Raw genomic sequence first — 14,144 nt, forward strand, 5'->3', positions numbered from 1 at the left:
ACCCACCCCCGCTCACTCCGGACGCCAGCTCGCACATCATGACCCTCGCAACGTCTCCGGCCGCCATAATGGAGTCATGCCCTCCAGCCCACAACGCCCCGCACCCACCCCGAGGGTCGTCTCGGGCGCGGACGCCGAGGACCTCGCGCTGTACCGGGAGAAGTTCCGCCGCCGTCTGCCGGAGTCGCTGGACGAGCTGCACGGGCCGACCCACGGTGTCGTGGATCTGCCGCTGCACATGGCCTGGTCCGGGATGACCTCATACGACCTAGGCAAGCCGCGCCAGCGCATGGGCCTGTACCGCACCGTCCTGCACGAGGGCCTGCACGACGACCTGCCCCGCTACCTCAACCAGGATCTGCTCCTCCAGCTGTGGCCGGTGCTGCGCACCCTCGTCGGTCGCACGGTGCGCGCCGTATGGGAAGACGCCTTCCCCCAGCTCGCCTCCCGCACCCGGGCAGCCGCGTGACGGACATGCCGGAGCTGCACACGCGGCTCCTGGCGGACGTAATCGCCCTCGGCTCCCCATACCCACTGGTCCTCACCGGCGGATATGCCGTACGGGCACACCGCCTTGTGAACCGCCCCAGCCAGGACCTCGACGTCGCGACCGAGAACCCGGCGCCCATGGCCGACATCGCCGCCACGCTCCGCGTCGGCCTGGAAGCCCACGGCTGGAAGGTACACGCCCTGGAGACCGCCCCGCTGTCCGCCCGCTTCACCGTGACCGACCCGGCCACCGGGCAGGAATGAGAAGTCGACATCCTCAAGGAGATCTTCTGGCGGCCGGTCGCCCAGAGCCCGTACGGCCCCGTCCTCGCGGAGGAGGACGTGATCGGGACCAAGGTCCGCGCCCTCGCCGACCGCGGAGCGCCCCGCGACCTGATCGACGTGTTCGCAGCCTCTCGCCGCTGGACCAATGCCGAGCTTGAGGAGTTCGGCCGCCGCCACGCCCGCGGACGATTCGAGCCCGAGGATCTGCAGTCGAACCTCACGGGCGCCGAGTGGACCGATGACGAAGCCTTCGCCGCCTACGGGATCGATGACGCCATCATCACCGCGCTACGTGCTTGGGCCGTGGAGTGGGCCGACGACCTCGCGGCCCGTCTCCTCGAAGAGGCCGAGCATCCGGACATCGACTGATCACGTCCGGATGAGTCCGCATCTGCAAAGCGCTGACGAGACCAACCAGTGTCAATCCTCCCCGAGCGTGGAGACGGATCCATGCGCCCAGCCCGGCGCGCTACCGATCCATGGCCCACGAGGCGATCTACCAGGCCCTCTATATCCAGGGGCGCGGAGCGCTCAAGCGCGAGCTGGTCACCTGCCTGTGCACCGGGCGTGCGCTACGGGTCCTGCAAGCACGCTCCTGGCAACGCGCGAACGGTCACGTGACGCCCGAGATGATGATCAGCGAGCGGCCTGCCGAGGCCGAAGGCCGCGCGGTGCCGGGCCACTGGGAGGGCGACCTCATCATCGGCACCGGCCGGTCCGCAATCGGCACCCTCGTGGAACGCACGACCCGGTTCACCACGCTGCTGCACCTGCCGCGGATGGACGGCTACGGTGTCGAGCTACGGGTCAAGAACGGCCCGGCCCTGGCCGGCCGCGGCGCCGAGGCCGTGAAAGACGCGATCGCCACCACGATCACCACGCTGCCCGAGCAACTGCGCCGCTCACTGACCTGGGACCGCGGCAAGAAGCCGGCCCAGCACGCCCAACTGAGCGTCGACACCAGGCTGCAGGTCTACTTCGCCGACCCGCAAAGCCCCTGGCAACGGGGCACCAACGAGAACACGAACGGACTCCTGCGCCAGTACTTTCCCAAAGGAACAGACCTGTCGCGATGGGACGCCGACGAGCTCGATGCTGTTGCTCACGCTCTCAACACCAGGCCCCGGAAAACGCTCGGTTGGAACACGCCTGCTGAAGCCCTCAATGAGCACCTGCTATCGGTCCAGGAAGCCGGTGTTGCGACGACCGCTTGAGTCCAGGCAATACACGTCCATGAAGCTCACAACCCACTTGCTGCGAGCGGGAGTTCAGGCTTCCATGGACTCCGTCGCGGACTCCTATGCCAATGCCCTCGCGGAGAACCTCTGGATGCTCATCCAAACCGAATGCATCCGCGGCCGCACCTTCACCACCCGGGCCGAGGCCAACCTCACGCTCTTCGAATCCATCGACGGCTTCTACAACTCCCGGCACATCCAGAAACGGCTCGGCTACCTCAGCCCCGTCGAGTTCGAGGAGAAGCACTACGCCAACCAGGACAACGACCGAACGAACGAACCTCAACCCCGTCAACCTGCTCTGACCAGCTGATCAGCACTTCCCGCGCGCCGGGGGAACCTCAGGACCTCGGAATTCGGCCAACTACGCAGGCTACCCGCCAGCACGCAGGAGTGGCGGGCTCAACACCCATGCACTCCCTCTGCGGTAGAGCGCAGCCGGGCGGCCTGTCGAGGGCATCCTCTGTTCGCCCGTGGGCTCTACGAATCCTGTGGTCCTCAGTACCTTGCGCCGAAAGTTGCTCGGGTCCAGCGGCTGCCCCCAGACCACTTCATAGACCGTGCGCAACTCGCTGAGGGTGAACTCCGAGGCACAGAAGGCTGTGGCGACAGGGGTGTATTCGAGTTTGCGGCGGACCTCCTCCAAAGCCTCGGCGAGGATCTCGGAATGATCGAATGCCAGCCTCGTCCCGTCACGGCCGAGCTCCTCCACAGGTGCCCAGTAGGCGTTTTCCGCATCGGTGCCGCCCACGGGCACGGGCAGGTCGGGCCCCAGGGCCAGGTATGCGACGGTGACCACTCGCCCTCTCGGATCTCGTCCTGGATCACCGTAAGCACCCAACTGTTCCAGGTGCAACAGCCCACCGTCGATACCGGCTTCCTCCCACAACTCGCGCAGAGCCCCTTCCCGCAGGGTCTCGCCTTTCTGGACATACCCGCCGGGGAGCGCAGGCCGACCGAGGAAGGGCTCCAACCCCCGGTCGATCAGAAGCACCATCAGGCGGGCGCCCCGCAGCGTGAAAATCGCCAGGTCCACCGTCACCCACGAGGCCTCCACCTCATCGGAGTCTTTCAGCCAGCCATCCACAAGAACCCCTAAAGGTCACATTGACTTGAACACCCTTGCCACTTATGGTCACACAGACCTTAACCCAGGAGGCGAGGGCAGGGCATGGCCGCTCCTTCCGTACCACCCGCAAAGGATTCCGGCGTCGAACCGACGGCTGCAACGCGTCACTTGTGCGCGGGCCCATACGTGGACGAACACTTCCGCGACCTCGTGATTGACAAGGTCTGCACGTCGCCGCACCGCAGGGTCGCCCCGTCCTACGGCTTCGACATCGTCCCCGTCATGCGCCATGCGTGGCGGGCCGCCGCCCTCACGGCCGTTCTGCGCGTCACGTTGCTGGGGTCCGTGATCGCGCCGGCCTGCGCAGACGCCCTGCCCACGAGCGTTCTCGTCGCGTGCGGCCTCGCCCTCCTGTGGCTGCTCCGTCTGGCACTGCTCATACACCGGGGCGACCGCGAGCCCCGCACCGACCGAAAGCCCGGACTCCGCAACAAGGAACGGCAGGACCGTCATCGGCGCCGTCTCCGACGGATCCTCCCGCGAAGGCAATCGGAGAAGTCTCAGGCGCTACAACGCGTCGCAGGCACCGCGCTCGGCCTGGTGACGACCGGCCTCGCGATCGGACTCATCCACCCCCATCACGCCGCCACAGCCCTCGGCGTGGGGGCAAACATCGTGCTCATGTGCCTCGCCGTCGGAGCGATGCGTCAACTGCAACTCAACCGAATCCTTCGGGCACCGACCCTGCGCCCCGACCGTCTGACCCCCCGGCAGCGGGTGGCCGACGTTCAGCAGAAAGCCGTGCACACCGTGTATCGCCGCCCCTGCCACAACCAGGACAAGGGAGCGGCCGACGATGACGTGGCCGTGTTCACCCTCTTCGGAAAGGAATCGCCGTTCATAGGTGCCGGAGAGATCGTCTACCAGTGGAACCCGCCCATGAGCGTCCAACTCCTGCGTCCTGTCGAGGACGATGACGCCCCTTTGCACGAACGGGAACACCCCGTACCACCGTTCCATGCCCACGAACTCGTCGAGCACCTGCGCGAGGCAGTCCGCCTGTTGAACACCGACAGCCACGACGTCCGCCTGCCCGCCCAAGTCAGGGACCGCGTCTACGTGTCCGAGACCGACGTGGCCACCGATCGTTCCCTGCTCCCCCGGAAGCTCACCGACGTGGATCTACGGGAGATCATCAACACGCCAGGATCAAGGGGGCATCATTTCCTTGAGGTCACAACGCCGCTGGAGGGAGCGGAGTACGTCGCGACCGTCCTGCTCCACGTCAGCGTACGGGGACGGACCCTGATCATCTCCACGGCGGCATGCGTGCTCGCACACACTCCGAGGTCCTTCCAACGGACAGCCGAGTTCGGCCAGCACGGCGTCGTCGCGGTCGTATGGGCCGCATTCCGCGAACTATCCGCCCTCCCCCGGCATGTCCAGCACTCGTGGCGCATCATCTGGTATCTCCGCGCTCTGATCAAAGCCGCCGTCCTCCCCCCTGATCTCACCTCCACACCGATACGCAACGTCCTCATCGGCAGTCGCGTGAGCATCCGGGAGCAGTCGGCCCAGGCGTGGTCCAAGGTTCAGTTGGAGAAGACCGACATCCTGGGGCGGATGAAGACGATCGAGCAGCGTCTGCTGCGGGCGGCAGGCGACTTCCTGCTGACCAAGGACGTGGACGCGTCGGAGTTCAACAATCGAGCGCTCAAGATCATCAATAGTGGCATCTTCAACTTCGGCGACAACAACACCATCAGCAACAACGCCATAGGCGATGCGGCCCAAGTCGGCGCACCCGCACACCCCGCCACGGGGACCGACAACGCCAGCGATGGAGGAACTCCGTGAACACCAACCGAGGCATCAGCTCCTACGGGAACGGCAACACCATCAGCAACAACGCCGTGGGCAGCCACGCCCGAGTCATCGCGACGCCGCCCGCAGAACGAATCGGCGCACCGATCGCCAGCTCCGTGGCACCCACAGGTCGCGGCACGTGGGACATGGGGATCGTCACCATCCTCAGCGAGGAACTGCGCGCATTGCGCGACGAGTTGCAACTCGAACGGCACAAGGAGCCCGGCGGCCTCTACTTCTATCGCGGAGAACACCCCGCCCCGGACTCGACCGCCCGCATCGTCGCCATTCAGGCTCAGAGCCAGGGGCAACGGTCCACCATGGCCGCTTTGGAGAATCTGCGACGCCACTACGCGCCTCGACTGTGGGCCCTCGTCGGCGTGGGGGGAGGCATTCACGACGAGCACGCCCGCATCGGGAACGTCATCGTCTCGACCGAAGTCGTCTACTACGAGAACCGCAAGATCAATCCGCTCGGTGACGTCCGCAGGCGAGGCGAACACCGGCAGGCCCCGGCCCAGGTGGTGCACGCCGTGAACGCCTTCTTCACGGAGCACGGCACCCCCGCCCGTATCCACGGTCAGCTCGCCTCGCGATCCTCACAGGAATACGAGGTGTATCCGGGGCTGATCGGCTCCGGTGAAGCAGTCGTCGCCGACCGCGACAGCGACATCCGCCGATATCTCGCGCACTACAACGAGAAGGTACTGGCGGTGGACATGGAGGCGGGCGGCTTGAGCCAGTACTGGCAGGAGAACTCCGTCCACGACGAGACGAACCCCGGCTGGATCGTCGTCCGAGGCGTGTCCGACAACGCCGACGAAAAGAAGGGGCACGCACACCACGAACTCGCGGCCCGAAACGCCGCCCACGTCCTGCGGCTCTTGCTGCCCTTCGTCTGCTGACGCGATCGATGCCCAGCCGAATGCGATCCGACACCGGGAGAGGGCTCCACATGACCGATTTCCTGTTAGGCATCCTCGGCTCGCTGGCAGCCAGCGCGATCCTCCTCGTCCTCGGCTTGCTACGCGGCGCCCGTCCCCTGTGGTGGCTGCTCGCGGCCTGCTCCCGGTACACGGGGACCGGGCTCGGGCGTGTCTACCGTCACCAGTCCTCCGCCGAACAGGACATCGCCCGCGACCTGCGGCGAGCCCGCTGGGTCAAAGTCCTGGCAGGCCGGGGAAACGTGCTCACTCGTGAGGTCTTCTCACCCCTGTGGTCGGCAGAGCCGTCCCCGCCGTCCGTGCAGATCCTGTTGCCCGACCCCGATCCCCGAGAGGACTCGTGGCTCGATCGACGCTCTCAGGAGGTGTCTCGGTTCGACCCGGGCTTCACGCGGGGTCTGCTCAGAAGCCAGGTCCGAACGAACATCGACTACTTGGCCCGGGTGACGCAGGCGAGGGACGGCATCGAACTGCGCACCTTCAACCTGCCGAACAACTGCCGTGTGATCGCGACGGATCGCGCCGCCTACCTCACTTTCTACAGTGCGTCGGCACACGGCAGGAACTCCCCGTGCCTGTACGCCCGGGCGCCCGGCCTTCTGTACACCGCTGCCCTGCGCCAATTCGACGCGACCTGGACCCACGCCACACCGGCTCTCCCGGCCCCCCTCCCCTGACGAACCGGGAAAGCGAAAGCCCGTCGAGCGCGAGATGCATCGCGCCCGGATCGGGCTCATTCTCAGCCGCCAAGACGAGAGAGACATACAGCCCCATGAAGATGTCACGCAGTGCGACCATCTGGGGAGTGCTACGCCACCCAAGCGCCTCGTCGTAGGCACATAGCGCCTCGTGATCCGCACGGACGAAAGCCGGACCGAATTGCATCGACCGCGATGGCGTCAGTGCCCCTGGTTGGCGCCCCGAGACCCCGGCAATCACGGAGCCGTGTCAACAGGACCTCACAGCCACCTCGAACGATACCCGCCTGATGTGATGAGCTTTCAGAACGAGCGTCAGCAACCCGACGACCGCGCGGATACGCCGTGTGCCACCATCGGCGTGCCCGCCTGAAACCGCAGGTCAGGCGGGCATCACAGATAAGCCCTGTGCTTCGACTGTTGGATGGGTGGGAACAGGTCGAGCAGACGACGGACACTGCGAACCCGCAGATCAGGAGCCTTCCCGCACCCGCTCCAGGATCGCCACGCACTCCACATGATGAGTCATCGGGAACAAATCAAACGCCCGCAACATCCGCACCCGATACCCCCCTTCCCGGAAGTATCCCAGGTCCCGAGCCAACGCCGCCGGATCACAAGCCACATACGCGATCCGGCGCGCCTTCAGCGACGACAGGTGCTGGACCGTCTTCTTGCCCGCCCCGGCCCGCGGCGGGTCCAGGACGATCAGGTCGACCTCCGTGATGCCCGTGCGCGGGAGCACCGCCTCGACCTTGCCCTGTTCGATGCGTACGCGGTCGAAGTCGGCCAGGTTGTGCCGGGCGTCCTCCACCGCGCGCTTGCCGGACTCGATGCCGAGGACGGCACCCTTGTCACCGACCCGGTCGGCGAGGGCGCCCGCGAAGAGGCCCGCCCCGCAGTACAGGTCGAGGGCCATGTCGCCCTTGCGCGGCAGCAGGCCCTGCATGACCGCCTTGACGAGGGTGTCCGCGGCCTTCGGGTGGACCTGCCAGAAGCCGCCGCTGCCCACGCGGTACGTACGGTCGTCGGCGCGTTCGCGGACGAAGGGGCGCCCGTGGACGCGGTGCACGCCCCCGTCCTTCTCCTCGACGCGCATCACCGACACCGGCTTGTCCAGCTCGACGAGCGGCAGTCGCGCACCCGGCCGAGGCTCAAGGATCACCTGGCGGTCCTGCGAACCCGTCGCCGCGATCGCGTCGATCGACGCCATGCCCGACCAGTCGCGCTTCTCGATGCCCAGCTCGCTCACCCCGGGCGCCGCGATCATGCAGTGGTCGATCGGCTCGACCTCGTGAGAGCGGTGCCGACGCAGCCCGGCCCGGCCCGAGTCGTCCACCGCGTACTGCACCCGCGTACGCCAGGCCGGGACCTCGCCCGCCGGAACCTTGTCCCCCTCGGCCGGCATCACCGTGCCGTCCCAGCCCGCCTCCTCGGGCGTGAGGCCCGCGAGCCGCTTCAGCTGCTCGGCGACGACCTCGCCCTTGAACCGCCGCTGGGCACCCGGCTTGGCGTGCTGCCAGTCGCAGCCTCCGCAGCGGCCCGGACCGGCGTACGGGCAGGGGGCCTCGACGCGGTCCTTGGACGGCGACAGAACCGACACCGCGTCGGCCCGCAGGAAGCGCGCGCCCTCCTCGCCCTCGGTCACCCGTGCCACGACCCGCTCACCGGGCAGTGTGTGCCGTACGAAGAGGACCTGGCCCTCGGACGTACGGGCGATGCAGTGTCCACCGTGGGCGACGGGGCCGACCTCGACCTCGTACTCCTCCCCTACCAGCGACTTCTTCTCTTCTGCCTGCATGGCGGGGTGACTCCACAACGATCGGGAAAGGGAACGGCCGGACAACAGCCCACCAGTCTACGTGGACCGCGCCCGGCCGTTCACCACGAGCCGCCGACGGGCACCGGCCCGGACGACCTCAGCTCTTGCCGTCCGAGGACTCGGCGGCCGAACCCTTGGTGGACGCCTTCGCGGACGCCTTCGTGGACGCCTTGTCCGACTCCTTGGCCCGCTCGTCCGCCGGACCACGCCGCACCGAGCCCGGCGCACTCCACTCCTGCCGCTTGCGCGCCCGCCGCTTGGCCACCTCGGAGGACTCCAGCTGGTACGGCACGGACGTCACCATCACGCCCGCCGTGAACAGCAGCCGGCCCTTGAGCCGCAGCGCGCTCTGGTTGTGCAGGATCTGCTCGTACCAGTGACCGACCACGTACTCGGGGATGATCACCGACACCACGTCCCGCGGCGACTCCTTGCGCAGGCTCTTGACGTACTCGATGATCGGCCGCGTGATCTCGCGGTACGGCGAGTCGAGGACCTTCAGCGGTACGTCGATGCCGCGCCGGTTCCACTCCTCCTGGAGCGCCTTGGTCTCGGCCGGGTCGACGTTGACGCTGAGCGCCTCGAGGGTGTGCGAGCGCAGCAGCTTGGCGTAGGCGAGGGCCCGCAGGGTCGGGCGGTGGATCTTCGAGATGAGCACCACGGAGTGCACCCGCGACGGCCGTACGACGTCGTCGCTCGGGCCCTCCGGTGCCGAGATCTCCTCGGCGACCCGGTCGTAGTGCTTACGGATCGCCGTCATCGTCGCGTAGAAGATCACCATGCCGAGCAGCGCGACCCAGGCTCCGTGCGTGAACTTGGTGACGAGGACGACGACCAGGACCAGGCCCGTGAAGAACGCGCCGAACGCGTTGATCGCGCGGGAGCGGACCATGTGGCGCCGCTTGGCCTGGTCCTTCTCCGCCGCCAGATGGCGGTTCCAGTGCCGGACCATGCCGATCTGGCTGAGCGTGAAGGAGACGAACACACCCACGATGTACAGCTGGATGAGGCGGGTCGAATCCGCGCCGTAGATCCACACCAGCAGTCCGGCGGCGCCCGCGAGGAGCACGATGCCGTTGGAGAAGGCGAGGCGGTCCCCGCGGGTGTGCAGCTGGCGCGGGAGGTAGCGGTCCTGGGCGAGGATCGAGCCGAGCAGCGGGAAGCCGTTGTACGCGGTGTTGGCGGCCAGGAACAGCACGAGCGCGGTGGCGGCGGCCAGCAGGATGAAGAAGAACGTGCCGTCACCGAAGACGGCGGCCGCGACCTGCGAGATCACCGGGTTCTGGACGTAGGAGTCGCCGACCGGGGAGCCGTCGCGCAGCAGGTCGTTCGCCGGGTTCTCGGCCATGCGCACGTTGGTGGCCATCGCGAGCCCGATGATGCCGCAGAACATCGTGACGGCGAGCAGGCCCATCGCGGCCAGCGTCGTCGCCGCGTTCTTGGACTTGGGCTTGCGGAAGGCGGGCACGCCGTTGGAGATCGCCTCGACACCGGTGAGCGCGGCACAGCCGGAGGAGAAGGCGCGCAGCATCAGGAAGACCAGCGCGAAGCCGGCGAGCCCCTGGTGCTCGGCCTTGATCTCCAGATCGGCGGTGGGCGCCCGCATGGTGTCGTCGAGGACCAGCCCGCGGAACGCGCCCCAGGCGATCATCACGAAGACGCCGACGACGAAGACGTACGTCGGGATCGCGAAGAGCTTGCCGGACTCCTTCACCCCGCGCAGGTTCATCAGCGTCAGCAGCACGATGATGCCGACCGCGCACAGCACCTTGTGCTCGACGAAGAAGGGGACGGCCGAGCCGAGGTTCTCGACGCCGGAGGCGATCGACACGGCGACGGTGAGGACGTAGTCGACGAGGAGCGCGCTGGCGACGGTCAGCCCGGCCTTGGGGCCGAGGTTGGTGTTCGCCACCTCGTAGTCGCCGCCACCGCTCGGGTAGGCGTGCACGTTCTGCCGGTACGACGCCACCACGGTGAACATCAGCACCACGACCGCGACCGCGATCCAGGGGCTGAAGTGGTACGCCGACACGCCCGCGATCGAGAGGACCAGCAGCACCTCGCCTGGTGCGTACGCCACGGAGGACAGCGGGTCGGAGGCGAAGACGGGGAGTGCGATGCGCTTCGGCAGGAGCGTTTCTCCGAGCCGGTCGCTGCGCAGGGCCCGCCCGATCAGGATCCGTTTGGGCACGTCGGTCAGTTTGGACACGGAGAGGATCGTAAGCGCCGTGACTGGTTCTGGGCACATCCGGGTGAAATCCCGGCGGGCCCCGGAGTGAAATCTGTCCGGTACCGACCACGAAGTGAGTCACGCCACGCATCCTCGGGCCTAATGAAGCGCGTCCTCATGTCTATAGATGCCTGTAGGCCTATAGGACAGATCCGCTCACTCTCCCCCTGGAGGCCCCATGCAGGCCGCGACCGCCGAACTGATCGGCGCCCTGGTGTCCCTCGTCGGCCTCGGCGTCCTGACGGTGATCAGCGTCCGCCGGATCAGCCGCAGACGATCGCCGACCTGAGCGGGACCACGCGCCCGGCCGGCGAAAACCGCAGGCGGAAACGTACGACGGTGCACAGGGGTGCCCTTTGCTGACCGCGCGTGTGTAGCTTGGGCGACGGTCTGAGACCCTGTTTTTGATGTTTCGGCTGAACAGTAGCTATTGACACCGGAAGGACGGTCGTGCACATCGTCATCATGGGCTGCGGGCGAGTGGGTTCCACCCTCGCCCAGACCCTGGAGCAACAGGGGCACACGGTCGCCGTGATCGACCAGGACCCCACGGCCTTCCGTCGACTGGGCTCGGGATTCGGCGGTCGCCGGGTCACCGGTGTCGGCTTCGACCGGGACACCCTGCGCGAGGCGGGCATCGAGGAGGCCGGCGCGTTCGCCGCGGTCTCCAGCGGCGACAACTCCAACATCATCGCCGCCCGCGTCGCCCGCGAGATGTTCGGCATCGAGAACGTGGCGGCCCGGATCTACGACCCGCGCCGCGCCGAGGTCTACCAGCGCCTGGGCATCCCCACGGTCGCCACGGTCCGCTGGACGGCCGACCAGATGCTGCGCCGGCTGCTGCCCGCCGGGTCGGAGCCGCTGTGGCGCGACCCCACCGGTGGCGTCCAGCTCGCCGAGGTGCACGCCTCGTCGGCCTGGGTGGGCCACAAGATCAGCAAGATGCAGGAGGAGACCGGCGTCCGCGTCGCCTTCCTCACCCGCCTGGGCGAGGCGGTCCTGCCCACCTCCCAGACGGTGCTGCAGGAAGGCGACCTCGTGCACGTGATGATGCGTACGGACGACGTGGAGAAGGTCGAGGCGTCCTTCGCCGAGGGCCCCGACGAGGAGGGCGGTCACTGATGAGGGTCGCCATTGCCGGAGCCGGCGCGGTCGGTCGCTCGATCGCGGGCGAACTTCTGGAGAACGGCCACGAGGTCCTTCTCGTCGACAAGGCGCCGACCGCCATCTCGGTCGAGCGCGTCCCCCAGGCGGAGTGGCTGCTGGCCGACGCCTGCGAGATCACGTCCCTGGACGAGGCGGCCCTCCAGCGCTGCAACGTCGTCATCGCCGCGACGGGCGACGACAAGGTCAACCTGGTCGTCTCCCTGCTGGCGAAGACGGAGTACGGCGTCCCGCGCGTCGTCGCCCGCGTCAACAACCCCAAGAACGAGTGGCTGTTCAACGAGTCCTGGGGCGTGGACGTGGCCGTCTCGACGCCGCGCCTGATGTCGGCCCTGGTCGAGGAGGCGGTGAGCGTCGGCGACCTGGTGCGTCTGCTCCGCTTCAGCCACGGCGACGCGAACCTGGTGGAGCTGACCCTGCCGCCGGAGTCCGCCCTGGCCGGCACCCAGGTCGGCGACGTCGAGTGGCCGGAGGACACGTCCCTGGTGACGATCATCCGCGGCACCCGAGTCCTCACCCCCACCCGGGACGACTCCCTGGAGGCGGGCGACGAGCTGCTGTTCGTGGCCGCCCAGGCCCGCGAGGAACAGCTGGAGGACCTGCTGTCGGTACGGCGCGAGGACGCGACGAGCTGACAGGGTCTCCGATACGAGAAGAGGGCGCCCGGAATTCTCCGGGCGCCCTCTTCTCGGCCCGTCGGGCGGTTGAGGACGAGGCCGTTCAGGCCAAAAGCGGGGGTCTGGGGGCGGCAGCCCTCAGGGATGCCCCCAGGGACAGGGATGCCCCCTGGGATGGGACGGGTAGTGACGGGGGCGACTTCACTCCCCGGCGGCACCCGCCCGCTCCGCGGCCTTCCGCTCCTCCTCGGCCCGCTCCTCGGCCTCCATCTCGGCGAACACATCGATGGGCGCCGGCGCCTTCGCCAGGAACACCCACGTCAGCCACACCGCGAGCAGGAACGGCGGAATCTTCAGCGACACCAGCACCCAGCCGAGGTGCTCCGTGTCGGCCCACCAGTAGAGCGGGAAGAGAATCGCGCACTTGGCGAGCAGGATCAGCCCCCACGCGTAACTCGCCTTCGCGTACGCCTTCTTACGGCCGGGATTCCGCGTCCGCCAGGACAGGTTCTCCTTGAACACCGGCCCGAGGATCAGCCCGATCAGCGGGACCCCGCACAGCGTCGTGATGATGTACGCGAGGGCGAGCCCCAGCGTGTACAGCATGCCCGGCAGATAGAAGTCCTTGGCGTTGCCGGTCATCATCGCGAAGACCACACCGAAGGCGACGCCGAAGACACCGCTGAAGGCGTGCTTGACGGTGTCCTTCATGACGAGCCGCACCACGACCAGCAGCACGGACACGGCGAGGGCCGCGATGGCCGCCGCGTGCAGGTCCTTCTTGATCGTGAAGATGGTGACGAAGAGCAGGCCGGGCACGACCGTCTCGACCATGCCCCGTACGCCGCCGAACGCCTCGAACAGCGCGGCCTCGGTCACGGCTCTGGAGTCCTGCGGGGTGTCCTGGACACCCTGGGCGCTCTGGGCGCCCTCCGTCGGCTTGTCGAGCGACGTCACCGGTTACTCCCGTCCGAGCGGTCTGAGTTCGTACTTCGGATTGAACAGCACCTTACGGCCCCGGCTCATCGAGATCCGCCCGGACGCGATCAGCCTGCGCCCCGGCTCTATGCCGACGATGGAGCGCCTGCCGAGCCACACCACGTCCAGCGCTGCCGAACCGTCGAACAGCTCGGCCTCCAGGGCGGGGACGCCGGCGCGCGGCCGTAGCGTGACCGTGCGCAAGGTACCAGTAACCGTCACTATCTGTCGGTCGTGGCAGTCGCAGATCCGTGTGCAGCCCGCTGTCTCGGCGTCCTCGCGCAGCTCCTCCGACTCCAGGTCCTCCTGGGACGACGAGAGCCGGTCGAGCATGCGCCGGAACCGGCCGACCGGCTTCTCGGAACGAGGGACAGCACTCATACCGAAAGCGTACCGGGGGCCACCGACAGCACCGTAACCCCCGTCACCGACCCCCGGAACCAGCGCTCGAACCGGTATCCCGCGCTCCGACGGTGAAGTCGTCGCTCTCCCACGATCATGTCGCCCTCGTCACCCTCGTCGCCCCCGACGGGCTCGGGACGGCGGACGGCGGCACGCAGCCGTGCGCTTCTTCAGGTGTGACCGCCTCTGCCGTGCGCACGGTCGCAGCCTCCCCCGCAGAAGCGGCCGGTCCGAGGCCGTAGCCGTCTCCGTCCCCTCTCCCCTCTCCGGGCACGTGGCCGGAGAGGGGCTCTGACCGCCGTTCTCCGCCGCCCGCACAGTGAGCACCATGGTGAGGCCCCC

At 67.9% G+C, this 14,144-nt stretch carries 12 protein-coding genes and 2 pseudogenes; 9 read left to right on the top strand and 5 right to left on the bottom strand.

The features are described 5' to 3' along the window. Window positions 1–76: 76 nt before the first annotated feature. From SGFS_RS17480 to SGFS_RS17495, 4 genes and pseudogenes are all read left to right on the top strand, one after another. Window positions 77–469, top strand: coding sequence for a hypothetical protein (locus SGFS_RS17480; protein WP_286251348.1), 393 nt, complete (start codon window positions 77–79; stop codon window positions 467–469). A 5-nt stretch (window positions 470–474) separates the two neighbouring features. Then, window positions 475–1,143, top strand: a pseudogene (locus SGFS_RS17485) (nucleotidyl transferase AbiEii/AbiGii toxin family protein). 110 nt (window positions 1,144–1,253) lie between these two features. After that, window positions 1,254–1,988: pseudogene (locus SGFS_RS17490) on the top strand (IS30 family transposase); the annotation flags it as partial. A 64-nt stretch (window positions 1,989–2,052) separates the two neighbouring features. Then, complete coding sequence (locus SGFS_RS17495; RefSeq protein ID WP_286251350.1) at window positions 2,053–2,325, top strand: IS3 family transposase; 273 nt, start codon at window positions 2,053–2,055, stop codon at window positions 2,323–2,325. Between the two features lie 60 nt (window positions 2,326–2,385). Here SGFS_RS17495 and SGFS_RS17500 read toward each other — a convergent pair whose 3' ends face one another. Next, window positions 2,386–3,099: an NUDIX hydrolase gene (locus tag SGFS_RS17500; protein WP_286251351.1), complete on the bottom strand. Its 714-nt coding sequence runs from the start codon at window positions 3,097–3,099 to the stop codon at window positions 2,386–2,388. Window positions 3,100–3,291: 192 nt separating this feature from the next. On the opposite strand from SGFS_RS17500, the gene SGFS_RS17505 reads away from it, so the two are divergent. Genes SGFS_RS17505 through SGFS_RS17515 form a run of 3 tightly spaced genes read left to right on the top strand, consistent with a single transcriptional unit; the run spans window position 3,292 to window position 6,568 of the window. After that, a complete protein-coding gene (locus SGFS_RS17505; protein ID WP_286251352.1) occupies window positions 3,292–4,938 on the top strand; it encodes a hypothetical protein in 1,647 nt (548 codons plus the stop codon). Continuing rightward, complete coding sequence (locus tag SGFS_RS17510) at window positions 4,935–5,852, top strand: 5'-methylthioadenosine/S-adenosylhomocysteine nucleosidase family protein (protein WP_286251354.1); 918 nt, start codon at window positions 4,935–4,937, stop codon at window positions 5,850–5,852. The genes SGFS_RS17505 and SGFS_RS17510 overlap by 4 nt, the downstream gene beginning before the upstream one ends. A 50-nt stretch (window positions 5,853–5,902) precedes the next feature. Then, window positions 5,903–6,568 carry a hypothetical protein gene (locus tag SGFS_RS17515; protein ID WP_286251355.1) on the top strand — a complete coding sequence of 222 codons (666 nt, stop codon included), beginning with the start codon at window positions 5,903–5,905 and terminating at the stop codon, window positions 6,566–6,568. Between the two features lie 493 nt (window positions 6,569–7,061). Here SGFS_RS17515 and SGFS_RS17520 read toward each other — a convergent pair whose 3' ends face one another. Beyond that, window positions 7,062–8,390 (bottom strand): class I SAM-dependent RNA methyltransferase, encoded by a 1,329-nt coding sequence (locus SGFS_RS17520; RefSeq protein ID WP_286251357.1) that lies wholly within the window; start codon window positions 8,388–8,390, stop codon window positions 7,062–7,064. A 118-nt stretch (window positions 8,391–8,508) separates the two neighbouring features. Next, window positions 8,509–10,620 carry an APC family permease gene (locus SGFS_RS17525; protein WP_286251358.1) on the bottom strand — a complete coding sequence of 704 codons (2,112 nt, stop codon included), beginning with the start codon at window positions 10,618–10,620 and terminating at the stop codon, window positions 8,509–8,511. Window positions 10,621–11,091: 471 nt separating this feature from the next. Here SGFS_RS17525 and SGFS_RS17530 point away from each other — a divergent pair, with 471 nt between their 5' ends. Beyond that, window positions 11,092–11,763, top strand: coding sequence for a potassium channel family protein (locus SGFS_RS17530; protein WP_286251360.1), 672 nt, complete (start codon window positions 11,092–11,094; stop codon window positions 11,761–11,763). Then, the gene (locus tag SGFS_RS17535; protein WP_286251363.1) at window positions 11,763–12,440 is read left to right on the top strand and encodes a potassium channel family protein; all 678 of its coding nucleotides are present in this window, start codon (window positions 11,763–11,765) and stop codon (window positions 12,438–12,440) included. The genes SGFS_RS17530 and SGFS_RS17535 overlap by 1 nt, the downstream gene beginning before the upstream one ends. Window positions 12,441–12,623: 183 nt before the next feature. Here SGFS_RS17535 and SGFS_RS17540 read toward each other — a convergent pair whose 3' ends face one another. Both SGFS_RS17540 and SGFS_RS17545 read right to left on the bottom strand, forming a co-directional pair. Continuing rightward, the gene (locus tag SGFS_RS17540; protein WP_286251364.1) at window positions 12,624–13,379 is read right to left on the bottom strand and encodes a DUF3159 domain-containing protein; all 756 of its coding nucleotides are present in this window, start codon (window positions 13,377–13,379) and stop codon (window positions 12,624–12,626) included. 3 nt (window positions 13,380–13,382) lie between these two features. Next, window positions 13,383–13,781, bottom strand: a complete 399-nt coding sequence (locus SGFS_RS17545; protein ID WP_286251366.1) for an OB-fold nucleic acid binding domain-containing protein — start codon at window positions 13,779–13,781, stop codon at window positions 13,383–13,385. Between the last annotated feature and the right edge of the window lie 363 nt (window positions 13,782–14,144).

This window comes from Streptomyces graminofaciens (assembly GCF_030294945.1).
Taxonomy (GTDB): domain Bacteria; phylum Actinomycetota; class Actinomycetes; order Streptomycetales; family Streptomycetaceae; genus Streptomyces; species Streptomyces graminofaciens.